The organism is Streptomyces hundungensis (assembly GCF_003627815.1).
GTDB classification, from domain to species: domain Bacteria; phylum Actinomycetota; class Actinomycetes; order Streptomycetales; family Streptomycetaceae; genus Streptomyces; species Streptomyces hundungensis_A.
This window is the reverse complement of record NZ_CP032698.1, coordinates 2,851,661-2,873,781: the sequence shown is the minus strand read 5'-3', so window position 1 is coordinate 2,873,781 and position 22,121 is coordinate 2,851,661. Positions and strand designations below refer to the sequence as shown.

Annotated in this window: 23 protein-coding genes; 18 read left to right on the top strand and 5 right to left on the bottom strand. The window is 70.0% G+C overall.

The annotated features are described in order from the left end of the window. The first annotated feature begins 37 nt into the window (after positions 1 to 37). From DWB77_RS12705 to DWB77_RS12640, 14 genes are all read left to right on the top strand, one after another. Entirely contained in the window at positions 38 to 685 is a 648-nt protein-coding gene (locus DWB77_RS12705) for an L-threonylcarbamoyladenylate synthase (RefSeq protein ID WP_120721380.1), read from the top strand. After that, positions 682 to 1,332: a protein-tyrosine-phosphatase gene (locus tag DWB77_RS12700; RefSeq protein WP_120721379.1), complete on the top strand. Its 651-nt coding sequence runs from the start codon at positions 682 to 684 to the stop codon at positions 1,330 to 1,332. The genes DWB77_RS12705 and DWB77_RS12700 overlap by 4 nt, the downstream gene beginning before the upstream one ends. A gap of 65 nt (positions 1,333 to 1,397) precedes the next feature. Beyond that, positions 1,398 to 2,636 (top strand): serine hydroxymethyltransferase, encoded by a 1,239-nt coding sequence (glyA, locus tag DWB77_RS12695; protein WP_120721378.1) that lies wholly within the window; start codon positions 1,398 to 1,400, stop codon positions 2,634 to 2,636. Between the two features lie 205 nt (positions 2,637 to 2,841). Next, a complete protein-coding gene (locus tag DWB77_RS12690) occupies positions 2,842 to 4,173 on the top strand; it encodes an MraY family glycosyltransferase (RefSeq protein WP_246033511.1) in 1,332 nt (443 codons plus the stop codon). Positions 4,174 to 4,437: 264 nt separating this feature from the next. Next, a complete protein-coding gene (locus tag DWB77_RS12685) occupies positions 4,438 to 4,875 on the top strand; it encodes a hypothetical protein (RefSeq protein WP_120721376.1) in 438 nt (145 codons plus the stop codon). Between the two features lie 225 nt (positions 4,876 to 5,100). Beyond that, positions 5,101 to 5,925 carry a F0F1 ATP synthase subunit A gene (atpB, locus tag DWB77_RS12680; protein ID WP_120721375.1) on the top strand — a complete coding sequence of 275 codons (825 nt, stop codon included), beginning with the start codon at positions 5,101 to 5,103 and terminating at the stop codon, positions 5,923 to 5,925. Between the two features lie 76 nt (positions 5,926 to 6,001). Beyond that, a complete protein-coding gene (gene atpE / locus DWB77_RS12675) occupies positions 6,002 to 6,235 on the top strand; it encodes an ATP synthase F0 subunit C (RefSeq protein WP_053726990.1) in 234 nt (77 codons plus the stop codon). 52 nt (positions 6,236 to 6,287) lie between these two features. After that, positions 6,288 to 6,824 (top strand): F0F1 ATP synthase subunit B, encoded by a 537-nt coding sequence (locus DWB77_RS12670; protein ID WP_120727706.1) that lies wholly within the window; start codon positions 6,288 to 6,290, stop codon positions 6,822 to 6,824. Continuing rightward, positions 6,821 to 7,636 (top strand): F0F1 ATP synthase subunit delta, encoded by an 816-nt coding sequence (locus DWB77_RS12665; RefSeq protein WP_120721374.1) that lies wholly within the window; start codon positions 6,821 to 6,823, stop codon positions 7,634 to 7,636. The genes DWB77_RS12670 and DWB77_RS12665 overlap by 4 nt, the downstream gene beginning before the upstream one ends. Before the next feature lie 139 nt (positions 7,637 to 7,775). Further along, on the top strand, positions 7,776 to 9,368 hold the full coding sequence (atpA, locus tag DWB77_RS12660; RefSeq protein WP_120721373.1) for a F0F1 ATP synthase subunit alpha: 1,593 nt from the start codon (positions 7,776 to 7,778) through the stop codon (positions 9,366 to 9,368). Between the two features lie 23 nt (positions 9,369 to 9,391). Continuing rightward, complete coding sequence (locus tag DWB77_RS12655; RefSeq protein WP_120721372.1) at positions 9,392 to 10,309, top strand: F0F1 ATP synthase subunit gamma; 918 nt, start codon at positions 9,392 to 9,394, stop codon at positions 10,307 to 10,309. Next, entirely contained in the window at positions 10,309 to 11,751 is a 1,443-nt protein-coding gene (gene atpD, locus DWB77_RS12650; protein ID WP_120721371.1) for a F0F1 ATP synthase subunit beta, read from the top strand. The genes DWB77_RS12655 and atpD overlap by 1 nt, the downstream gene beginning before the upstream one ends. 110 nt (positions 11,752 to 11,861) lie before the next feature. Beyond that, the gene (locus DWB77_RS12645; protein WP_053726996.1) at positions 11,862 to 12,236 is read left to right on the top strand and encodes a F0F1 ATP synthase subunit epsilon; all 375 of its coding nucleotides are present in this window, start codon (positions 11,862 to 11,864) and stop codon (positions 12,234 to 12,236) included. A gap of 127 nt (positions 12,237 to 12,363) precedes the next feature. Continuing rightward, positions 12,364 to 12,810, top strand: coding sequence for a DUF2550 domain-containing protein (locus tag DWB77_RS12640; RefSeq protein WP_120721370.1), 447 nt, complete (start codon positions 12,364 to 12,366; stop codon positions 12,808 to 12,810). 321 nt (positions 12,811 to 13,131) lie between these two features. Here DWB77_RS12640 and DWB77_RS12635 read toward each other — a convergent pair whose 3' ends face one another. The 3 genes from DWB77_RS12635 to DWB77_RS12625 all read right to left on the bottom strand — a co-directional run bounded on the left by DWB77_RS12635 (position 13,132) and on the right by DWB77_RS12625 (position 16,982). Continuing rightward, positions 13,132 to 14,982, bottom strand: coding sequence for a glycoside hydrolase family 18 chitinase (locus DWB77_RS12635; RefSeq protein ID WP_120721369.1), 1,851 nt, complete (start codon positions 14,980 to 14,982; stop codon positions 13,132 to 13,134). A gap of 165 nt (positions 14,983 to 15,147) precedes the next feature. Further along, entirely contained in the window at positions 15,148 to 15,792 is a 645-nt protein-coding gene (locus DWB77_RS12630; RefSeq protein WP_120721368.1) for a response regulator, read from the bottom strand. Beyond that, entirely contained in the window at positions 15,789 to 16,982 is a 1,194-nt protein-coding gene (locus DWB77_RS12625) for a sensor histidine kinase (protein ID WP_120721367.1), read from the bottom strand. Before DWB77_RS12625 ends, DWB77_RS12630 begins: the two co-directional genes overlap by 4 nt. Positions 16,983 to 17,144: 162 nt before the next feature. On the opposite strand from DWB77_RS12625, the gene DWB77_RS12620 reads away from it, so the two are divergent. The 4 genes from DWB77_RS12620 to DWB77_RS12605 are packed head-to-tail and all read left to right on the top strand — an operon-like array spanning position 17,145 to position 20,459. Next, a complete protein-coding gene (locus DWB77_RS12620; RefSeq protein ID WP_246033510.1) occupies positions 17,145 to 17,777 on the top strand; it encodes a hypothetical protein in 633 nt (210 codons plus the stop codon). Between the two features lie 46 nt (positions 17,778 to 17,823). Continuing rightward, positions 17,824 to 18,519 (top strand): response regulator transcription factor, encoded by a 696-nt coding sequence (locus tag DWB77_RS12615; protein WP_120721365.1) that lies wholly within the window; start codon positions 17,824 to 17,826, stop codon positions 18,517 to 18,519. Further along, positions 18,516 to 19,979, top strand: coding sequence for a sensor histidine kinase (locus DWB77_RS12610; protein ID WP_120721364.1), 1,464 nt, complete (start codon positions 18,516 to 18,518; stop codon positions 19,977 to 19,979). Before DWB77_RS12615 ends, DWB77_RS12610 begins: the two co-directional genes overlap by 4 nt. Before the next feature lie 45 nt (positions 19,980 to 20,024). Continuing rightward, positions 20,025 to 20,459, top strand: a complete 435-nt coding sequence (locus DWB77_RS12605; protein WP_162952522.1) for a hypothetical protein — start codon at positions 20,025 to 20,027, stop codon at positions 20,457 to 20,459. A gap of 308 nt (positions 20,460 to 20,767) precedes the next feature. Here the strand turns inward: DWB77_RS12605 and DWB77_RS12600 are convergent, their stop codons facing one another. Beyond that, the gene (locus tag DWB77_RS12600; RefSeq protein ID WP_120721363.1) at positions 20,768 to 21,340 is read right to left on the bottom strand and encodes a cob(I)yrinic acid a,c-diamide adenosyltransferase; all 573 of its coding nucleotides are present in this window, start codon (positions 21,338 to 21,340) and stop codon (positions 20,768 to 20,770) included. Between the two features lie 13 nt (positions 21,341 to 21,353). Continuing rightward, positions 21,354 to 22,115 (bottom strand): ABC transporter permease, encoded by a 762-nt coding sequence (locus DWB77_RS12595; RefSeq protein ID WP_120721362.1) that lies wholly within the window; start codon positions 22,113 to 22,115, stop codon positions 21,354 to 21,356. Positions 22,116 to 22,121: the final 6 nt, after the last annotated feature.

Genomic DNA, 22,121 nt, shown 5'->3' with positions numbered 1-22,121 from the left:
ACACCCAGACCGTGTATGTGTACGAGGAGGCCCGCTAATGGCTCGGCGATACGACTGCAACGACGCGACCGACCGCACGACCGGTCTGCGCGAAGCCGCATCCGCCGTCCGCCGCGGCGAGCTCGTGGTGCTGCCGACCGACACCGTGTACGGGATCGGCGCGGACGCGTTCAGCTCGCAGGCCGTCAGCGATCTGCTGGACGCCAAGGGCCGCGGCCGCAACATGCCCACGCCCGTGCTCATCGGCTCGCCCAACACCCTGCACGGCCTGGTCACCGACTTCACCGAGCAGGCCTGGGAGCTCGTCGACGCGTTCTGGCCGGGCGCCCTGACGCTGGTCACGCGCCACCAGCCGTCCCTCCAGTGGGACCTCGGCGACACCCGGGGCACCGTCGCGATCCGGATGCCGCTGCACCCGGTCGCCATCGAGCTGCTCACCGAGGTCGGCCCGATGGCCGTCTCCTCCGCCAACCTCACCGGTCACCCCTCGCCCGAGGACTGCGACGCGGCCCAGGGCATGCTCGGCGACTCCGTCTCCGTGTACCTGGACGGCGGCCCCACTCCGGGCATCGTCCCGTCGTCGATCGTGGACGTGACCGGCAAGGTCCCGGTACTGCTGCGCGCCGGCGCGCTCGACGCGGACGAGCTGCGCAAGGTGGTACCCGACCTCGAGGTGGCCAATTGACCGCCCCTGAGGGGCGTGGCATAGGCACGGTCCACCGCGCGGTGGACTCGTTCCGCATCCTCCACGTCAGCACCGGCAACGTCTGCCGCTCGCCCATCACCGAGCGGCTGACCCGCCATGCCCTGAGCGACCGGCTCGGGGACCCGTTCTCGGGCGGCCTCATCGTGGAGAGCGCCGGCACCTGGGGGCACGAGGGCGCTCCGATGGAGGCCAACGCGGCCGCCGTCCTCGCCGACTTCGGGGCCGACGCCACCGGCTTCACCGGGCGCGAGCTCCTCGACGAACACGTCATCACCGCCGACCTGGTCCTCACCGCGACCCGCGACCACCGGGCCCAGGTCATCTCCATGGGCCACTCCGCGGGCCTGCGCACCTTCACCCTGAAGGAGTTCACCCGTCTCGTACGGGCCATAGACCCGGCCACGCTGCCCGACCCGCTCCAGGAAGGCATGGTCGAGCGGGCCAGGGCCCTGGTGCGGGCCGCGGCCGCGCTGCGCGGCTGGCTGCTCGCCCCCAGCGTCGAGGCCGACGAGGTCAACGACCCCTACGGCGCCCCGATCACGTTCTTCCGCTCCATCGGCGACGAGATCAACCAGGCGCTCGACCCGGTCGTCACCGCGCTGACGGGCGTGCCGACGCACCACTGACCCCACCGGGGGTATCGCTCCCCGCACGCCGGGCGGCCTCGGCGGCCGGGGCCTACGCTGAAGTCATGCCGGTCATCTCCGCGGAAAGCGCCCAACTCGCGGGGTCCGACGCCCTCAGGCGCCAGGACCCCGAAATGGCCGACGTGCTGCTCGGCGAGGCCGAGCGCCAGGCCACCTCGCTCCAGTTGATCGCCGCCGAGAACTTCACCTCCCCGGCCGTGCGCGCCGCCCTCGGCTCCCACCTCGGCAACAAGTACGCCGAGGGATATCCGGGCGCCCGCCACCACGGAGGCTGCGAAATCGTCGACGCCGCCGAGCGCATCGCAGTCGACCGCGCCAAGGCCCTCTTCGGAGCCGCCCACGCCAACGTCCAGACGCATTCGGGGACTTCGGCGGTACTGGCGGCCTACGCGGCCCTGTTGAAGCCCGGAGACACCGTTCTGGCGATGGGCCTCCCTTACGGCGGACACCTCACGCACGGCTCGCCCGCCAACTTCTCGGGGCGCTGGTTCGACTTCGTCGGCTACGGCGTCGAGCGGGACACCGGGCTCATCGACTACGGCGAGGTGTGGGACCTGGCGGCCGAGCACCGGCCCAAGGCGATCGTGTGCGGCTCGATCGCCTACCCCCGTCACCCGGACTACCGGGCCTTCCGCGAGATCGCCGACGACGTGGGCGCCTACCTCATCGCGGACGCCGCGCACCCCATGGGCCTGGTCGCCGGGGGAGCGGCGCCGAGCCCGGTCCCGTACGCCGACGTCGTGTGCGCCACCACCCACAAGGTGCTGCGCGGCCCGCGCGGCGGATTGATCCTGTGCGGCGCCGACCTCGCCGCCCGCATCGACCGCGCCGTCTTCCCCTTCACCCAGGGCGGCGCCCAGATGCACACCATCGCCGCCAAGGCCGTCGCCTTCGGCGAGGCGTCCACTCCCGCGTTCACGGCCTACGCCCATCAGGTGGTCGCCAACGCGCGCACGCTCGCCGAGGGGCTGCTCACCGAGGGGTTCGGCGTCTTCACCGGCGGCACCGACACCCATCTGGTGCTCGCCGACCCTTCCTCGTTCGGCGTCGACGGCCGCACCGCCCGTGGGCGTCTCGCGGGCGCCGGCATCGTCCTGGACTCCTGCGCCCTGCCGCACGCGGACGCCCGGGGCATCCGGCTCGGCACCGCCGCCGTCACCACCCAGGGCATGCGGGAGACGGAAATGGCCAGAATCGCGGTGCTGTTCGCGATGGCGATGCGAGAGGATCCCAGGGCCCGGGTGGCGGTGCGGGAACTGGCGGAAAGGTTCCCCCCTCCCTGAGGGGCGGTTCCCCAGGGGTTCCCCACGAGGACGGGACGGCGAATTCGGCGCATTCTCACAGGATTCGCATAACGGAAGAATGCGGGCTTATCCGTGCTTCACCAAGGTGGCTGCAACCATCCGCCGGCTCCGGATGTCCTCAACCACATGCACGCGAAGCTAGGGTGTGGGGCTGAGATGGCCAGCGATACCTCTGGGGCAGCCCGTGCGTGAATACCTGCTGACGCTCTGCGTCACGGCCGCGGTGACCTATCTGCTCACCGGGCCGGTGCGGAAGTTCGCCATCGCCGTCGGTGCGATGCCGGAGATCCGCGCGCGTGACGTGCACCGGGAACCGACGCCGAGACTCGGCGGCATCGCCATGTTCGGCGGCCTGTGCGCGGGACTGCTCGTCGCCGACCACCTCGACGGCCTCAACGGCGTCTTCAGCCAGTCCAACGAACCGCGGGCCCTGCTGTCCGGCGCCGCGCTGATCTGGCTGATCGGCGTCCTGGACGACAAATTCGAGATCGACGCCCTGATCAAGCTCGGCGGCCAGATGATCGCCGCCGGCGTCATGGTCATGCAGGGTCTGACCATCCTGTGGCTGCCCATCCCCGGCATCGGCTCGGTCTCGCTGACCTCCTGGCAGGGCACCCTGCTCACGGTCGCGCTCGTCGTGATCACCATCAACGCGGTGAACTTCGTGGACGGCCTCGACGGCCTGGCCGCCGGCATGGTGTGCATCGCGTCGGCGGCGTTCTTCATGTACGCCTACCGGCTCTGGTACGGGTACGGAATCGAGGCGGCCGCCCCCGCCACCCTGTTCGCCGCCATCCTCATGGGGATGTGCCTGGGCTTCCTGCCGCACAACATGCACCCGGCCAGGATCTTCATGGGCGACTCGGGCTCGATGCTGATCGGGCTCGTCCTCGCGGCGGGCGCGATCTCCATCACCGGCCAGGTCGACCCCGACGCCATGAAGCTCAACTTCGGCGGCACCCGCGACGCCACCCACGCGATGCTGCCGGTCTTCATCCCGCTGCTCATGCCCTTGACGATCATCGCGATCCCGATGGCCGACCTGGTGCTCGCGATCGTCCGCAGGACCTGGAACGGGCAGTCGCCGTTCGCCGCCGACCGGGGACATCTGCACCACCGGCTCCTGGAGATCGGGCACTCGCACAGCAGGGCGGTGCTGATCATGTACTTCTGGTCGGCGCTGATCGCCTTCGGCGCGGTCGCCTACTCGGTGCACTCGGCGTCGATGTGGATCGTGCTGCTGATCGTCGCGCTGAGCGCGGTCGGGCTCGTCCTGTTGCTGCTGCCGCGGTTCGCCCCGCGCACCCCGCGGTGGGCCGAGCGGTTCGTGCCGCCGCGCTACCGGCGTACCCGTACGGAGCCCGAGACGGTGCACTCGATCGCCTCCGAGGAGGACGACGAGGTGCGCGGCGAGCGCGCCCCGGTGGCGGCCGGAGTCTCCGGCGTCAACGGAGCGACCGCGATCGGCCCCCGTTCGCGCTTCCCCGACCGACGTAAGACCGGTGCGTCGCGCTGACGATTTGCCGCGTCAAAGCCCAATACCAGACATCTCGCCACCCGTTGTGCACAAACGCGCGGCACCACTCTCAAGTGTGCTGCCCATCACACTTCCATGGTAAAGACCTCATCAAATAGTTTGTGATACGGTTCACGAGACCCGGCGCCAGAGCCGAAGGACCGTAGTGCGACGGTCCGTTGGCCCGAGGGACCAACTCGGCCCGGGCTTACGCTCGTCCATGACGACACCACTTTGCCCCCACCAGCAAGCGGAGCTGCCGCCATGCCGTCCAACGACGCACGCACTCTTCTCCAGACCGCCCTACCCACCGCTGTCGCGGGCGCTGTTGCCGCCGTGATCAGCGGTGTGGTCGCGGGTGGCGAGGGAGTGGTGGGTGCCATCGTCGCGACGCTGGTCGTGATCCTCTTCATGGGCATCGGACTCGTCGTCCTGGAGCGCACTGCCAAATCGCTTCCGCACCTGTTCCAGGCCATGGGACTGATGCTGTACACCGCGCAGTTGCTCCTGCTCTTCATCTTTGTCGCGGTCTTCAAGAACACGACGCTGTTCAACCCGAAGTGCTTTGCGGCAACCCTTGTGGCGCTGACCCTCGTCTGGATCGGCGCGCAGGCGCGTGCGCACATGAAGGCGAAGATCCTCTACGTGGAACCGGATACCGCCAAGGGCGACAAGCCCGAAAAGACGGGCCCGTCGTCGTGAGAGGTAGGGCCGGAATAAATGCGAGTTCAGGACCCTGCTATCGTCCGGTGCCAACTGCGGCACTGCGGGCGCGGGCATCTGAGCTGACGCCTGCTCAATCGCGAGGCTTGATGCCCGACCGCCGCCCCATCATCCGAAACACCAGTCCAGTGCCGAACCGCGGCTGCGCGCCGCGCCGACACAACGAGGTTGCCGTACCTATGCGCCACGCTGAAGGAGCCCGCGGTGAGTGCTGACCCGACGCAGGTGCTCGCCTTCGATCCGAGCTGCCACATCTTCCAGTCGAACGGCTGTGGCTTCGAGGGTCCCGGCCTGCACTCGTTCCTCTTCGAGCCGCTCTGGGGCGACACCGACGGGGTGTACTTCAACAAGCCGATGCTGCTGGCCCTGCTGGGCTCGCTGATCATCGTCGGCTTCTTCTGGGCCGCCTTCCGCAAGCCGAAGCTCGTCCCCGGCAAGTTCCAGATGATCGCCGAGGCCGGCTACGACTTCGTACGCCGCGGCATCGTCTACGAGACGATCGGCAAGAAGGAGGGCGAGAAGTGGGTCCCCCTCATGGTCTCGATCTTCTTCTTCGTCTGGATGATGAACCTCTGGTCGATCGTCCCGGTGGCCCAGTTCCCGGTGACGTCGATCATCGCGTACCCCGCGGTGCTCGCCCTGATCGTCTACGTGATCTGGATGACGCTCACGTTCAAGCGCCACGGCTTCGTCGGCGGCTTCAAGAACCTCACCGGCTATGACAAGTCGCTGGGCGGCGTGCTGCCGCTGGTCATGGTCATCGAGTTCTTCTCGAACGTGCTGGTCCGCCCCTTCACGCACGCGGTGCGACTCTTCGCGAACATGTTCGCCGGCCACACCCTGCTGCTGCTGTTCACGATCGCCAGCTGGTACATGCTCAACGGCATCGGCATCGCGTACTCCGGCGTCTCCTTCGTGATGGTCGTCGTGATGACCGCCTTCGAGCTCTTCATCCAGGCCGTCCAGGCGTATGTGTTCGTGCTGCTGGCCTGCGTCTTCATCCAGGGCGCCGTCGCCGAGCACCACTGACCGCCCGCCCCCTCCATACCCCCAGTCGTCCGGTGGCCAACCCCCACCGGTCCGTGAAAGAGAAGGAAGAACTGGCATGTCCCAGATCCTCGCTGCCTCCGATGGCGTCACCGGCTCGCTCAGCTCCATCGGTTACGGCCTCGCCGCGATCGGCCCCGGCGTCGGCGTCGGCATCATCTTCGGTAACGGTACGCAGGCTCTCGCCCGTCAGCCCGAAGCGGCCGGCCTGATCCGCGCCAACCAGATCCTCGGTTTCGCGTTCTGTGAGGCGCTGGCCCTGATCGGCCTCGTCATGCCGTTCGTCTACTAAGACGAACCACGACTAGACCGATCCGACGAAAGGCACTGATGTGAACCTCACCATGGTTCAGCTGGCGGCCGAGGGCAAGGAAAACCCCCTCGTTCCGCCGTGGCCTGAGCTCGTCATCGGCCTCATCGCCTTCGTCATCGTCTTCGGCTTCCTCGCCAAGAAGCTCCTCCCGAACATCAACAAGGTTCTGGACGAGCGTCGCGAGGCCATCGAAGGCGGGATGGAGAAGGCCGAGGCCGCTCAGACCGAGGCCCAGAGCGTCCTTGAGCAGTACAAGGCGCAGCTCGCCGAGGCCCGCCACGAGGCTGCGCGCCTGCGCCAGGAGGCGACCGAGCAGGGCGCCGCGCTCATCCAGGAGATGAGGGCGGAAGGCCAGCGGCAGCGTGAGGAGATCATCGCTGCCGGCCACGCCCAGATCGAGGCCGACCGCAAGGCCGCCGCGCACTCGCTCCGTCAGGACGTGGGCAAGCTGGCGACCGACCTGGCCGGCAAGCTGGTCGGCGAGTCCCTCGAGGACCACGCCCGCCAGAGCCGCACCATCGACCGTTTCCTCGGCGAGCTCGAGGAGAAGGCCGAGGCCGTCCGATGAACGGTGCGAGCCGCGAGGCACTGGCCGCCGCACGCGAGCGTCTCGACGCGCTGATGGACAACACGTCCGTCGACGCGGCGAAGCTCGGCGACGAGCTGGCCGCCGTCACCACGCTGCTCGACCGCGAGGTCTCGCTGCGTCGGGTCCTGACCGACCCGGCGCAGGCCGGCGAGGCCAAGGCCGAGCTGGCCGGGCGTCTGCTCGGCGGCCAGGTGGGCGGCGAAACCGCCGACCTGGTGGCCGGCATGGTCCGCTCCCGCTGGTCGTACTCGCGTGACCTGGTGGACTCGCTGGAAGAACTGGCGGCCACCGCCGACCTCACCGCCGCGCAGCAGTCGGGCGCGCTGGACGACGTCGAGGACGAGCTGTTCCGGTTCGGCCGCATCGTCACCTCCAGCACCGAACTGCGCTCCGCGCTCACCAGCCGCACCGCCACGGTCGCGGCCAAGAGCGAACTGCTGCGCAGCCTGCTGGGCGGCAGGGCGAACCCGGTCACCGAGCGCCTGGTCGTCCGTCTGGTGACCCGGCCGCGTGGACGTAGCCTGGAATCGGGACTCGAGTCCCTCTCCAAGCTCGCCGCGGGCCGCCGGGACCGGATGGTCGCCGTCGTCACCTCGGCGGTGCCGCTGACCGACCTCCAGAAGGCGCGCCTCGGCGCGGCTCTGGCGAAGATCTACGGCCGTCAGATGCACCTGAACCTCGACGTGGACCCCGAGGTCCTCGGCGGGATCTCGGTGCGCGTCGGCGACGAGGTCATCGAAGGCACCATCGCGGAGCGCCTCGAAGAGGCGAACCGGCGGCTGGCTCGCTGACCTCACGGTCGGCACAGCAAGTGAATTAGCAACACCAGCGGCCCGGTTGGGCCGTGCAGAAATTGCAGAAGATTCCTGGGGGTCGGCCCCCAGACCCCCTTAGAAACTTCGGGCCCAACAAGGAGAGCAGGGAACCCAGATGGCGGAGCTCACGATCCGGCCGGAGGAGATCCGGGACGCGCTGGAGACCTTTGTCCAGTCGTACCAGCCGGACGCGGCCTCGCGCGAGGAGGTCGGTACGGTCAGCGTTGCCGGCGACGGCATCGCGAAGGTCGAGGGTCTTCCCTCGGCCATGGCGAACGAGCTGCTGCGGTTCGAGGACGGAACCCTTGGTCTCGCCCTCAACCTCGAGGAGCGCGAGATCGGTGCGATCGTCCTCGGCGAGTTCAGCGGAATCGAAGAGGGCCAGCCGGTGCAGCGCACCGGTGAGGTGCTCTCGGTCGGCGTAGGCGAGGGTTACCTCGGCCGCGTCGTCGACCCGCTCGGCAACCCGATCGACGGCCTCGGCGAGATCGAGACCGACGGCCGCCGCGCCCTGGAGCTTCAGGCTCCGGGCGTCATGGTCCGTAAGTCGGTGCACGAGCCGATGGCGACCGGTTACAAGGCCGTCGACGCGATGGTGCCGATCGGCCGTGGCCAGCGTCAGCTGATCATTGGTGACCGTCAGACCGGCAAGACCGCTCTGGCCGTCGACACGATCATCAACCAGCGCGACAACTGGCGCTCGGGCGACCCGAAGAAGCAGGTTCGCTGCATCTACGTCGCCATCGGCCAGAAGGGCTCGACCATCGCCTCCGTGCGTGGCGCCCTGGAAGAGGCCGGCGCGCTGGAGTACACGACGATCGTCGCCGCTCCCGCGTCCGACCCGGCCGGCTTCAAGTACCTCGCCCCGTACACCGGTTCGGCCATCGGCCAGCACTGGATGTACGACGGCAAGCACGTCCTCATCATCTTCGACGACCTGTCGAAGCAGGCCGACGCCTACCGCGCCGTGTCCCTGCTGCTGCGCCGTCCGCCGGGCCGCGAGGCCTACCCGGGCGACGTCTTCTACCTGCACTCGCGTCTGCTCGAGCGCTGCGCGAAGCTGTCGGACGAGATGGGCGCCGGTTCGATGACGGGTCTGCCGATCGTCGAGACCAAGGCGAACGACGTGTCGGCGTTCATCCCGACCAACGTCATCTCCATCACCGACGGCCAGTGCTTCCTGGAGTCGGACCTGTTCAACGCCGGTCAGCGCCCCGCCCTGAACGTCGGTATCTCCGTCTCCCGAGTCGGTGGTTCCGCACAGCACAAGGCGATGCGCCAGGTGTCCGGCCGACTGCGTGTCGACCTCGCCCAGTACCGCGAGCTGGAGGCGTTCGCCGCCTTCGGTTCCGACCTGGACGCCGCCTCCAAGGCCTCCCTTGAGCGCGGTAAGCGCATGGTCGAGCTGCTGAAGCAGCCGCAGTACTCGCCGTACCCGGTCGAGGAGCAGGTCGTCTCCATCTGGGCCGGCACCACCGGCAAGATGGACGACGTGCCGGTCGAGGACATCCGCCGCTTCGAGGCCGAGCTGCTGGAGCACCTGCGCCGCGAGCGCAAGGAGCTCCTCACCTCGATCGCCGAGGGCGCCAAGATGTCGGACGACACGCTCCAGTCCGTGGGCGACGCCATCGCCGGCTTCAAGCGGCAGTTCGAGACCTCGGACGGCAAGCTCCTGGGCGACGACGCTCCGGTCAGCACCAGCAAGTGACGACGACGGAAGGGACCTGACTCATGGGAGCGCAGCTCCGGGTCTACAAGCGTCGCATCCGATCCGTCACCGCGACCAAGAAGATCACCAAGGCGATGGAGATGATCGCCGCCTCGCGCATCGTCAAGGCGCAGCGCAAGGTGGCGGCCTCCGCGCCGTACGCGACCGAGCTCATCCGTGCGGTGACCGCGGTGGCGACCGGCTCCATCACCAAGCACCCGCTCACCACCGAGGCGGAGGCGCCGACCCGCGCCGCGGTCCTGCTCATCACGAGCGACCGCGGTCTGGCCGGCGGCTACTCCTCCAACGCCATCAAGGCCGCGGAGAAGCTCTCGGAGCGGCTGCGGAGCGAGGGCAAGGAGGTCGACACGTACATCGTCGGCCGCAAGGGTGTCGCCTACTACGGCTTCCGTGAGCGCAAGGTCTCACAGTCGTGGACCGGCTTCACCGACAGCCCGACCTACGCGGACGCCAAGCAGGTGGCCGCACCGCTGATCGAGGCCATCCAGACGGAGACGGCCGAGGGCGGAGCGGACGAACTGCACATCGTCTTCACGGAGTTCGTGTCGATGATGACGCAGACGCCGGTCGACAACCGGATGCTGCCGTTGTCGCTGGAGAAGGCTCCGGAGGAGGAAGGCGCGAAGGGCGAGATCCTTCCGCTCTTCGACTTCGAGCCGTCGGCGGAGGACGTCCTCGACGCCCTGCTGCCGCGCTACGTCGAAAGCCGCATCTACAACGCGCTGCTTCAGTCGGCCGCTTCCGAGCACGCCGCCCGCCGCCGTGCGATGAAGTCGGCCACCGACAACGCCGGAGAGCTCATCAAGAGCCTCTCCCGGCTTGCCAACGCGGCCCGCCAGGCCGAAATCACCCAGGAAATCAGCGAGATCGTCGGTGGCTCCAGTGCGCTGGCCGACGCGACCGCGGGGAGTGACAAGTAATGACGACCACTGTTGAGACGGCCGTTGCCACGGGCCGCGTCGCCCGGGTCATCGGCCCGGTCGTCGACGTGGAGTTCCCCGTCGACGCGATGCCGGAGATCTACAACGCGCTGCACGTCCAGGTGGCCGACCCGGCCGAGGACGGCAAGCTCAAGACGCTGACGCTCGAAGTCGCCCAGCACCTGGGTGACGGCATCGTCCGCGCGATCTCGATGCAGCCCACCGACGGTCTGGTCCGCCAGGCCCCGGTGACCGACACGGGCAACGGCATCACGGTGCCGGTCGGCGACTTCACCAAGGGCAAGGTGTTCAACACCCTCGGCGAGGTGCTGAACAAGCCCGAGGAGAACGCCAACATCGGCGAGCGCTGGCCGATCCACCGCAAGGCGCCCAACTTCGACCAGCTCGAGTCCAAGACCGAGATGTTCGAGACCGGCGTCAAGGTCATCGACCTTCTCACCCCGTACGTCAAGGGTGGAAAGATCGGCCTGTTCGGTGGTGCCGGTGTCGGCAAGACCGTCCTCATCCAGGAAATGATCTACCGCGTGGCCAACAACCACGACGGTGTGTCGGTGTTCGCCGGTGTCGGTGAGCGCACCCGTGAGGGCAACGACCTCATCGAGGAAATGCAGGACTCGGGCGTCATCGACAAGACCGCCCTGGTCTTCGGTCAGATGGACGAGCCGCCGGGCACGCGTCTTCGGGTCGCCCTGGCCGGTCTGACGATGGCGGAGTACTTCCGTGACGTCCAGAAGCAGGACGTCCTCTTCTTCATCGACAACATCTTCCGGTACACCCAGGCGGGTTCCGAGGTGTCGACCCTGCTCGGCCGCATGCCCTCCGCGGTGGGCTACCAGCCGAACCTGGCCGACGAGATGGGTCTCCTCCAGGAGCGCATCACCTCGACCCGTGGTCACTCGATCACCTCGATGCAGGCGATCTACGTCCCCGCGGACGACCTGACCGACCCGGCCCCGGCCACCACCTTCGCCCACCTCGACGCGACGACGGTTCTCTCCCGTCCGATCTCCGAGAAGGGCATCTACCCGGCCGTGGACCCGCTGGACTCCACGTCCCGGATCCTGGACCCGCGCTACATCGCGCAGGAGCACTACGACGCCGCCATGCGCGTCAAGACGATCCTTCAGAAGTACAAGGATCTCCAGGACATCATCGCCATCCTCGGCATCGACGAGCTCGGCGAAGAGGACAAGCTGGTCGTGCACCGCGCCCGTCGCGTGGAGCGCTTCCTGTCGCAGAACACGCACGTCGCCAAGCAGTTCACCGGCGTCGACGGTTCGGACGTCCCGCTGGAAGAGTCGATCACGGCGTTCAACCAGATCTGCGACGGCGAGTACGACCACTTCCCCGAGCAGGCGTTCTTCATGTGCGGTGGCCTGGAAGACCTCAAGGCCAACGCCAAGGAGCTGGGCGTCTCCTGACGCGCCCGACCGTGGAGAGGGGCGGGTGCGTCCCGCCCCTCTCCGCACGCCTACTAGAATTCGACCCAACACCCGGCCGAACCGCCGGGTGGTGACCCGAGGAGCCAACCATGGCTACTGAGCTGCACGTCGAGCTCGTCGCCGCGGACCGCAGCGTGTGGTCCGGCGAGGCCACCCTGGTCGTCGCGCGCACCACGTCCGGCGACATCGGCGTCATGCCCGGTCACCAGCCGCTCCTTGGTGTGCTGGAGTCGGGCCCGGTGATGATCCGTACGAGCGAGGGCGGCACCGTCGTCGCGGCGGTGCACGGTGGATTCATCTCCTTCGCCGACAACAAGCTTTCGCTGCTCGCCGAGATCGCCGAGCTGGCGGACGAGATCGACGTCCAGCGTGCCGAGCGTGCGCTGGAGAGTGCGAAGTCGGAGTCGGACGCCGCCGCCGAGCGACGTGCCGACGTACGACTGCGTGCGGTGGCGGTGCGTTAGCACCCCCGCCGGAGATTTCCCTCAGCCGCGGCTCGGTCCGGAATTTTCCGGAGCCGGTCGCGGCTGAGGCGATGCAGGCAGATTTTTCCGTTGCTGGATTACTGGTTGAGCGAGGAGGTCGGTGTAGATGACTCTCGCTCTGCTTGTGTGTGGCCTGGTCGTCGCGCTGGTACTGGTGGGACTCTTCGTCTTCGGTCTGCGCCGGCGGCTGATCCAGCGCTCGGGCGGGACCTTCGATTGCAGTCTGCGCTGGGGCCTTCCGGAGACGCCGGACACCAGCGGCAAGGGCTGGGTGTACGGGGTGGCCCGCTACAACGGTGACCGGATCGAGTGGTTCCGCGTCTTCTCTTACGCGCCTCGGCCGCGGCGGGTGCTGGAGCGTTCCGGCATCGACGTGGTGTCGCGTCGCCTCCCCGAGGGGGAGGAGGAGCTCGCGCTGCTCTCCGACGCGATCATCCTGGGGTGTACGCACCGGGATACTCGGCTTGAGCTGGCGATGAGCGAGGATGCGCTGACCGGTTTCCTCGCCTGGCTGGAAGCGGCCCCGCCCGGCCAACGCGTCAACGTGGCCTAGCCCCTTGCGGCAATCGCCGGACAGGCTGAGATGCTGACCAGCACCGATCCGCCAGGGGCGCGGGGAACTGCGCGAGAAGCGGGCACGGTCCGCAGCCGAAGGACCTGGGGCTCTGCCCCAGACCCCGTGTCGCGCCTTAAGGGCGCTCGTCCTCAATCGCCGGACGGGCTGAGGTTGCCAGCACCGGTCCTGCCAGGGGCGCGGGGAACTGCGCGAGGAGCGGGCACGGTCCGCAGGCCGAAGGGCATTTAGGGGCGCGCGGTTGGTCGTGTCCGGGCAGGCGGGGACGGGCCGCCTGCCCGGGGTGGGGGGGTGGGACGGTTATCGCAGGCCGCTGTCCATGGCCGACAGCAGCTCACCGTTGGACGTGTCGCCGCTGAACTCCCAGAAGAACGCCCCCCGAAGCCCCTGGTTCTTCACGTAACCCATCTTGCCCGTGATGGTCGAGGGCGTGTCATAGCTCCACCAGTTCGACCCGCAGTGCGCGTACGCCGTGCCCGCGATCGTGCCGGTCACGGGGCAGGACGACTTCAGGATCTTGTAGTCCTCGATGCCCTGCTCGTACGTGCCGGGCGCCGGCCCGGTCGCCGTGCCGCCGGGGGCGTCCTGCGTGACGCCCGTCCAGCCACGGCCGTAGAAGCCGATGCCCAGGTTGAGCTTGCTCGCGGGGACGCCCTTGCCCAGGTACTTCTGGATCGCCGCGTCCGTGTTGAAGCCCGCGATCGGGATGCCGTTGTACGAGGTGAGCGGGGAGTGCGGGGCCGTGGGGCCCTTGGCGTCCCACGCGCCGAAGAAGTCGTACGTCATCACGTTGTACCAGTCGACGGAACCGGCCGCGCCGCCGTAGTCCGCCGCGTCCATCTTGCCGCCCGTCGAACCGTCGGCGGTGACCGCCGCCGTGACCAGCGCCGAGCTGCCGAACTTCGCGCGCAGCGCCGCAAGCAGGTTCTTCAGCGCCGCCGCCCCGCTGGTGTCGCAGGACAGGCCGCAGGCGTTGGGGTACTCCCAGTCGATGTCGATGCCGTCGAAGACGTCGGCCCAGCGCGGGTCCTCGACCAGGGAGTAGCAGGAGTTCGCGAACGCCGTCGGGTTGGCCGCGGCCGCGCCGAAGCCGCCGGACCAGGTCCAGCCGCCGAAGGACCACAGGATCTTGAGCCCGGGGTACTTCTTCTTCAGCTCGCGCAGCTGGTTGATGTTGCCCGCGACCGGCTGGTCCCAGGTGTCGGCGGTGCCGTCCACGCTGGAGGAGGCGTCGTAGGTCTTCTGGTAGTCGGCATAGGCGTCACCGATGGCGCACTGCCCGTTCGTGACGTTGCCGAAGGCGTAGTTGATGTGGGTCAGCTTGCTCGCCGAGCCCGAGGTGACGATGTTCTTCACCTGGTAGTTGCGCTGGTAGATGCCCCAGTCGGTGAAGTAGCCGAGCCGCACCTTGTCGCCGACGGGGCCGGGTCCTGTGCCCCCGCCGGTGGTCGTCACGCTGACCGAGCCCGAGGAGGGGCCGGTCTGATCGGCGGTGTCGCGGGCGGTCACGCTGTAGGTGTACGTCGTGCCCTTGGTCAGGCCCGAGTCGGCGTAGCTGGTGCCGGTGACGGTCGCGATCTTCGCGGAGCCCCGGAAGACGTCGTAGTTCTTGACGCCCTTGTCGTCGGTCGCGGCCGTCCAGGACAGAGAGACGCCGGTGTCGGTGACGTTGCTCGCGGTCGGGGTGCCGGGCGCGGAGGGCGGGGTGTCGCCGGGCGGGTTCGAAGTCCCGTCGCAGGAGCCGCCGTTGAGCTTGCAGCCCGAGGGCGAGCCGCTGCCCGCGCCGTTGAAGCCGAAGCTCACGCTGGCGCCGGGGGCGAGGGTGCCGTTGTAGGACTTGTTCTTGGCGGTCCAGTGGGTGCCGGAACTGGTGACGTCCGCGTCCCAGGCCGAGGTCACGGACGTACCCGAGGGGTAGTCCCACTCCACGGTCCAGGAGCTGAGTGCGGTGGTGCCGGTGTTCTTGATGGTCCAGCCGGCTCCGAATCCCGTACCCCAGTCCGAGGACTTGGCGTAGGTGGCGGTCGCCGAGGTGGCGGCCGCGGCGGGGGAGGCCAGGCCGACGAGGGCGGCCAGGGGGAGGGCGAGTGCGGTCAGGGCCGCTGCGGCTCTTGATCTGAAGCGCGTTCGAACGACACGTGCGGTTCTCAAGGCTGCTCCCGAGTGGTGCGACGGTGGTGGGGGTGGAACCCTGCTCCGTCCGGTGGGCGTGCCTAGAGCGCCAGGGACGGCGCGCCCACCACAGCAGTGTGCGGTGAGCGTAGAAAGGTCTGGACCAACCGTCAAGAGGTCCAGACCTCCGGTGGAGGGGTCCGTTCAGATCCCCAACTCCCTTGCCACGACGGCGGCTTGGGCCCTGCTGCGCAGCTCCAGCTTGCCGAGCAGCCTGCTGACATGGGTCTTCACCGTGGCCTCCGCCATGTCCAGACGCCCCGCGATCTCCGCGTTGGACAACCCCAGGCCCAGACAGGAGAGCACCTCGCCCTCGCGACGGGTGAGCGCCTCCAGGGCGGCCGGGTGGCGTGGGGCGGCCGGGCGCGGCGACGACGCGAACTCCGCGATGAGGCGGCGGGTGACGGCCGGCGCGATCAGGCCCTCGCCGCGTGCCACCGTCCGCACCGCCTCGATCAGGTCCCTGGCGTCGGTGGTCTTGAGCAGGAAACCCGCGGCGCCCGCGCGCAGTGCGCCGAACACGTACTCGTCCAGGTCGAAGGTGGTCAGGACCAGCACGTCGGCGAGGCGCTCGGCGACCACGGCCGCGGTGGCCGAGACCCCGTCGAGCTTCGGCATCTGAAGGTCCATCAGGACCAGGTCCGGGCGCAGTTCGCGGGCGAGCGCCACCGCCTGCTCGCCGTCCGCCGCCTCCCCGACCACCTCGATGTCGGGGGCGCTGGAGAGGATCAGGACGAGCCCGGACCGTACCGCCGACTGGTCCTCGGCGACCAGGATACGGATCGTCATGTCTTCAACGTCCTTTCGTTCACGGGCAGTTGAGCCTCCACCCGCCATCTGCTGCTTCCGTCCGGCGTCGTGATGGGACCCGCGGTGAAGGTGCCGTCGAGCAGTTCGGTCCGCTCGCGCATCCCGATGATCCCGGCCCCCGAACCCGGCGCGCGCGGCCCCCGCCGGTCGCCGTAGGGGCTGGTGACACAGACGGTCAGCACCCCGTCCACGCGGGAGAGCGCGACCTCGACGGTGCCGGGCGCCGCGTGCTTGAGCGCATTGGTCAAGGACTCCTGCACGATCCGGTACGCCGCCAGCTCCACCGGGGCCGGCAGCGGGCCGGCCTCGGCGCGCCGGTCGTCGAGCGTGCAGCCGAGCCCGCTCTCGGCGCCGTTGGTACGGGCCTGGGCGACCAGCGCTTCGAGGCCGGACAGGGTGGGTGCCGCGGTGGGCGCGTCCCGGCCCCCCGTGTCGCGCAACAGGCCGATGAGCCGGCGCATTTCGGCGAGCCCGTCCACGCTGTTCTCACGGATCACCGAGAGCGCCTGCCGGGTCGTGGCGGGGTCGTCGAGCGAGAGCGCGGCCGTGGAGTGGATCGCGATCGCCGAGAGGTGGTTGGCCACCATGTCGTGCAGCTCGCGGGCCATCCGGGCGCGCTCGGCGACGACGGCCTGGCTGCGGTCCATCTCGGCGAGCAGCGCGGTCTGTTCGGCCCGCAGCCGGGCGCTCTCCGCCTCTTCGCGGTGGTTGCGCACCAGCGCCCCGGTGGTCGCGGGTGCGAACGAGACCAGCGCGGTCACCACGCCGATGAGCAGCGCCTCCGGCTGCTGGAACCAGGCGTAGAACCCGATCGTCGCGCCGACCGTGAGCAGTCCGGTCGTCACCGGGATGCGGCGCGCGGCGGCCGGGGTGCCGTAGACGACGGCCGCGTAGACGAGGTCGGTGAACATCACGACCGTCGCCAGGTTGCCCCGGGTGAACTGGTCCAGGACCAGCAGACAGGTGCCGAGGACCAGCGCCGGTTGCGGGGCGGTGCGGCGCAGCAGTTCGAGGGCGGCCGTCCCCACCAGCGGCAGCAGCACCCAGACGCCGCCCAGCGGGCGGGCGCCCTGCGTGTACAGCCCGACGGCCCACAGGAGGAGCCCGCCGAGCAAACCCCCCACGGCGATGAGGACGTCGTCGCGGTGCGGGCGGCAGAACAAGGTCACGCCCCCATCCAACACGCCCGCCGCGGCGCGGTCCTCCCCGCCCGGGCCGAGGCGCCACTACATCGAAGGATGCAGTCCCGTTTCGTCACCGGCGACGACGATGGGGCGCCGGACGCGGGCGAGCCTTGGAGGAGTACACGAGGAGTACGAGAGGAGACCACCGTGATCGTCACGTTGATCATCGCCTGCGAGGTCGGCTTCTGGGTCCTGCTCGCCGCCGGTCTCGCCCTGCGCTATCTCGCCGGGATGCGCCGGACGAGCGTGGTGGTGCTGCTGTGCGAGCCGCTTCTGGAGGTGGTGCTGCTCGTGGTGACCGCCGTCGACCTGAAGAACGGCGCCCAGCCGGACTGGAAGCACGGCCTGGCCGCCGTCTACCTCGGCTTCTCGGCGGCGATGGGCCACTACATAGTGACCCGCGCCGACGCCTGGGTCGCCTACCGCTTCGCGGGCGGCCCGAAGCCCGCCGGGGCGCCGAAGGGAGGCGGCGCGAGGACCGCGTACGAGTGGAGGATGGCGGGCCGCTTCGTCTTCGCGGGGGCGCTCGCGATCGCCCTGCTCCAGGCCGCGATCTGGTACGTCGGCGGGGACGGCGGCACCGCGTCGCTGCGGATGTGGCAGCAGAGGATGGTGTGGGTGATCGGCATCAACCTGCTCATCGCGCTGAGTTACACGCTGTTCCCGAAGAAGGCCGAGGAGGAGAAGGCGCGGCCCTCGCTCCTCGACCGGCTCCTGAAGCCCGCCTCCGAACGCTCGGGAGCACACACAGCCGAGGACCGTACCCTGACCCGGCGGTAGGCGAAACGCAGTGAGCGCTGGTCGGCGCCACCGGAGGGGAGCGCGGATGAGCGGACCGAGTCGCCCCGGAGACGTCCTGGTCGTCGACGACGACGCCGCGGTGCGCCGCTCCCTCGACCGGGGGCTCCGGCTGAACGGATTCCGGGTCCGCACCGCCGACGGCGGCCGCGCCGCGCTCGCCGCCGTCGAGCAGAGCCCGCCCAATGTGCTCGTCCTGGATGTGTCCATGCCCGGGCTGAGCGGCATCGAGGTGTGCCGCACGCTGCGGGAGGCCGGACACGACCTCCCCGTCCTGATGCTGTCGGCCCTGGACGAGACCGCCGACCGGATCGCCGGACTCCAGGCGGGCGGCGACGACTACCTGGTCAAACCCTTCGCCCTGGAGGAACTGGCGCTGCGCCTGCACGCCCTGCTGCGCCGCCGCCCAGCCGCCCCGCACGACGTGGTCCGCGCCTGCGGCCTGGTCATCGACCCGGCGGCCCGCACCGCCCTGCGCGACGGACGCCCCCTGGAGCTCACCCGGCGCGAGTACGCACTCCTCGAAGTGCTGGCCCGCAACGCCGGTCTCGTCCTCAGCCGCGACCAACTGCTCGAACGCGTCTGGGGATACGACGTCGACGTGCGCACGGACGCGGTGGACACCTTCGTCAGCTATCTGCGCCGCAAACTGGAGGCGGACGGCGCGCCCCGGCTCGTCCACACCGTGCGCGGCATCGGCTTCGTCCTGCGGGAGCAGCCGTGAAGCTCTCCACCCGGATCGCGCTGGCCGTCGGCGCCGCCGTCCCGCTCCTGGTGCTGGCCTGCGGCTGGCTGCTGCTCACCCTCGTCGCCCGCGACCTGCACCGCGCGGAGGACAGCCACCTCAAGGCCCGGGCCACCGCGATCGCCCCGGACGCCCGCACCCTGCTGCGCGCCGCCGCCAACGACCGGCCGAGCGCCGAGGAAAGCCGCCAACGCAGGCTGTTCAACGCCGCGTTGGACGTCGGCGTACGGCTCACAGGGCCCGACGGCACCTACAGCGGCGGCCCCCAGCCCGGGCCCTCCGTGGCGCTGCCCGCGCCCGGGAAGGGCCCGGTCACCGTGCGGGGCGCGGGCCGCAGCTGGCGGGCGTACGCCCTGCCCGTCACCGGCACACAGGCCTCGGGCACCCTGTGGGTGTTCGCGCCGGACACCGCGAGCCGCGCCCAACTCGCCCTGGTCCGCGGGCGCGTGGTGACCACGGCGCTGCTCGCCGCCCCGCTGTCCGCGCTGCTCGCCTGGGCGATCGCCAGCGGCGCGACCCGTCCGCTGCGACGGCTGCGGGGGGCCGCGGCCGGGCTCGACCCGCGGACGACGTCGGTACGTCTGGAACACCGCCCGACCCGGATCGTCGAGGTCGACGACCTGGCCGCCACCCTGCGAACCGTCCTCGCCCGCTACGACGAACAGGCCGCCCGCACCGCCGAGGCCCTGGACACCGCCCGCTCCTTCTCCGCGGCGGCCTCGCACGAACTGCGCAACCCGCTGATGAGCATCGGCACCAACCTCGACGTCCTGGCCCATCCCGGGCTCCCCGAAAGCGACCGCGCCGAGGTCGTCGAGGAGCTGCGGCGCGAGCACGGGCGGCTGCTCGGGACGCTGGTGGCCCTGCGCGAACTGGGGCGCGGTGATCTGGTCGAGGCCGACGCGTTCCACCCCCTGGACGTCGCGGAGGTCGCCGACGCAGCGGTGGCCGAGGCGCGTCGGCGCGCCCCGGACGCGGTGATCACGCTGAGCGCGGGGGCCGCGCCGGTGCACGGCTGGGAGCCCGGCGTACGCATCCTGCTCGACAACCTCATCGGCAACGCGCTCACGCACGGCAGGGGCGCGGCGGGGCGGGCCGAGGTCGCGGTCGCCGTGGCCCGCGACGGGGACCAGGTGCTGGTCACCGTCGACGACCGGGGGCCGGGCATCGCGCCCGCCGACCGCCGGGAGGTGTTCCGCCGCTTCCACCGGGGGCCCGCCAGTACGGGCTCCGGGCTCGGCCTCACCCTGGTCGCCCAGCAGGCGGCGCTGCACCGCGGCACCGTCGAAGTCGGCGCGGGGCGGGGTGGCGTCGGTACCCGCTGTACGGTGCGGCTGCCCGGCGCGGGGCCGGCGGCGGGGGGTGAACTCCCGGTGCGGCGGGACTGGTTGACGGCCGCCGCCGAGCGATCACAGAGTTCCCACAAAGAGCCTTCCTAGCCTGCGGGGCGTACCGGAACTCCGTACGTCAGGGAGGCACCAGCCATGCGCAACGCCACCATCCGCCGTCGCTACCACGACCGCCGTCGTCGTCTCGCTGCGGCCGTCCTCGCCGCGACGGCCGTACTGACCGTCACCGCGTCCGGTGCCTTCGCGGACTCGGCGGCCTCGCCCGCCGCCACGGCGAAGGCGCCCGCGGGCGACGGCGCGAAGGGCGTCTGCAAGCGCGAGCCCAAGACGGCGAAGCGCCTCGAACGGGCCCTGGGCCGCCTTGGCGGGGGAGCGGAGACGGAGGGGTCCGTGGCCCGGCTCCAGCGGCGGGTGGACGATGCGAAGAAGGAGGGTCACACCGCGGTTGCGACCTACCTCGACCACAGGCTCGCGTACCGAGAGGGTCTGGTGACGACGCTCCAGCAGCGCCAGAAGGATTTGAAGGACGTGGCCTCCTGGTGCGCGGCCACCGGGCCCGCAAAGAAGTAACGCGTCCCCTGGGGCTCCGCCCCAGACCCCGGGCACCTCGCCCACCCACCCGCCCGTGCCCCGGGGTTTGATGGTTCCGGGCCCCTGGGGCTCTGCCCCAGACCCCGTGTCGCGCCTTAAGGGCGCTCGTCCTCAATCGCCGGACAGGCTGAGGTGGCCGATGCGGGCCAGCACCGATCCTGCTAGGGGCGCGGGGAACTGCGCGAGAAGCGGGCACGGTCCGCGGACGACCGAGTGGTTAGGGGCGCGGGGAACTGCGCAAAAGGCCTTGGGGAGCCACCCCCCCCCGCGCGTACCCCCCCCGACCCCTACCTCTCCCCACCCGGGACCCACAACACATCCCCCACCCCCTTGTTCGCCGCGCGGGCCAGGATGAACAGCAGGTCCGAGAGGCGGTTGAGGTAGGTCGCTGTCAGGGGGTTCATGACGGCGGCGTGGGCCTCCAGGGCCGCCCACGTCGAGCGTTCCGCGCGTCGCACCACCGTGCACGCCTGGTGCAGCAGCGCCGCGCCGGGGGTGCCGCCGGGCAGGATGAAGCTGCGTAGCTTCTCCAGGTCCTCCAGGAAGTGGTCGCAGTCGGCCTCCAGCTTGTCGACGTAGGACTGCTCCACCCGCAGCGGCGGGTACTCCGGGTTCTCGACGACCGGCGTCGCGAGGTCCGCGCCCACGTCGAACAGGTCGTTCTGGACCCGGACCAGCACCTTCACGACCTCCTCGGACAGCTGCCCGAGCGCGATCGCCGTGCCGATGACGGCGTTGGCCTCATTGGTGTCGGCGTACGCCGCGATCCGCAGATCGGTCTTGGCGGTCCGGCTCATGTCGCCGAGGGCGGTCGTGCCCTGGTCGCCGGTGCGGGTGTAGATGCGCGTCAGATTGACCATGCCGCCAGAGTAGTTACGCTCCGGCCGTCCGGAAGACGCGTGTGCCCACCGTCACGGCGAGCACCGCGAATCCCGCCGCCACCAGGGCCCCGTACAGCATGGTCGTGGTGGCGTACGCGCCGAGATAGGCGTCCCGGACCGCGTCCACCAGATAGCGGAACGGCATGAAGTGGGACAGGACGTCCAACCAGGTCGGTGCGAGCGTCATGGGCAGCATCAGGCCGGACAGCAGCATCGACGGCATGGCGAGGGCGTTGATCGCCGGGCCGAACCCCTGCGGGGTGCGCACCTTCATGGCGAGCGCGTAGGAGAGGGAGGCCAGTGAGAGGGTCAGGAGCGCTACGAAGGCGAAGCCGATGAGCACTCCGGCGAGCGGGGCGCGCAGTCCCATCACCAGGGCGGCCAGCACGAGCAGCACCGCCTGGAAGACGAAGAGCGCCGAGTCCCGCAGGACCCGGCCGAGCAGCAGGGCCAGGCGGGAGACGGGGGTGACGCGCATGCGCTCCAGGACGCCCCAGTTGTTCTCGATGATGACCGCGAACCCCGCGAACGAGGCGCCGAACAAAGCGAGTTGGAGCAGCAGGCCCGGCACGAGGACCTGCCAGGAGCTGCCGTGCGAGCCCAGGGGCATACCGGTCAGGAGCGGGCCGAAGAAGAAGAGGTAGAGCAGCGGCATCAGCACGCCGAAGAGGATCTGGAACTTGGAGCGCAGGGTCGCGCGGGCGTACCTGCCGAAGATGAGGGCGGTGTCGCTGAGCAGGGGCGGGACGGTCATGGGGAG

Excerpts from the sequence above, each read along its gene's own strand:
- DWB77_RS12705 (WP_120721380.1), top strand. The coding sequence starts at position 38 with ATGGCTCGGCGATACGACTGCAACGACGCGACCGACCGCACGACCGGT.
- glyA (WP_120721378.1), top strand. The coding sequence starts at position 1,398 with ATGCCGGTCATCTCCGCGGAAAGCGCCCAACTCGCGGGGTCCGACGCC.
- DWB77_RS12685 (WP_120721376.1), top strand. The coding sequence starts at position 4,438 with ATGCCGTCCAACGACGCACGCACTCTTCTCCAGACCGCCCTACCCACC.
- atpE (WP_053726990.1), top strand. The coding sequence starts at position 6,002 with ATGTCCCAGATCCTCGCTGCCTCCGATGGCGTCACCGGCTCGCTCAGC.
- DWB77_RS12670 (WP_120727706.1), top strand. The coding sequence starts at position 6,288 with ATGGTTCAGCTGGCGGCCGAGGGCAAGGAAAACCCCCTCGTTCCGCCG.
- DWB77_RS12665 (WP_120721374.1), top strand. The coding sequence starts at position 6,821 with ATGAACGGTGCGAGCCGCGAGGCACTGGCCGCCGCACGCGAGCGTCTC.
- atpA (WP_120721373.1), top strand. The coding sequence starts at position 7,776 with ATGGCGGAGCTCACGATCCGGCCGGAGGAGATCCGGGACGCGCTGGAG.
- DWB77_RS12655 (WP_120721372.1), top strand. The coding sequence starts at position 9,392 with ATGGGAGCGCAGCTCCGGGTCTACAAGCGTCGCATCCGATCCGTCACC.
- atpD (WP_120721371.1), top strand. The coding sequence starts at position 10,309 with ATGACGACCACTGTTGAGACGGCCGTTGCCACGGGCCGCGTCGCCCGG.
- DWB77_RS12645 (WP_053726996.1), top strand. The coding sequence starts at position 11,862 with ATGGCTACTGAGCTGCACGTCGAGCTCGTCGCCGCGGACCGCAGCGTG.
- DWB77_RS12640 (WP_120721370.1), top strand. The coding sequence starts at position 12,364 with ATGACTCTCGCTCTGCTTGTGTGTGGCCTGGTCGTCGCGCTGGTACTG.
- DWB77_RS12630 (WP_120721368.1), bottom strand. The coding sequence starts at position 15,792 with ATGACGATCCGTATCCTGGTCGCCGAGGACCAGTCGGCGGTACGGTCC.
- DWB77_RS12615 (WP_120721365.1), top strand. The coding sequence starts at position 17,824 with ATGAGCGGACCGAGTCGCCCCGGAGACGTCCTGGTCGTCGACGACGAC.
- DWB77_RS12605 (WP_162952522.1), top strand. The coding sequence starts at position 20,025 with ATGCGCAACGCCACCATCCGCCGTCGCTACCACGACCGCCGTCGTCGT.
- DWB77_RS12600 (WP_120721363.1), bottom strand. The coding sequence starts at position 21,340 with ATGGTCAATCTGACGCGCATCTACACCCGCACCGGCGACCAGGGCACG.
- DWB77_RS12595 (WP_120721362.1), bottom strand. The coding sequence starts at position 22,115 with ATGACCGTCCCGCCCCTGCTCAGCGACACCGCCCTCATCTTCGGCAGG.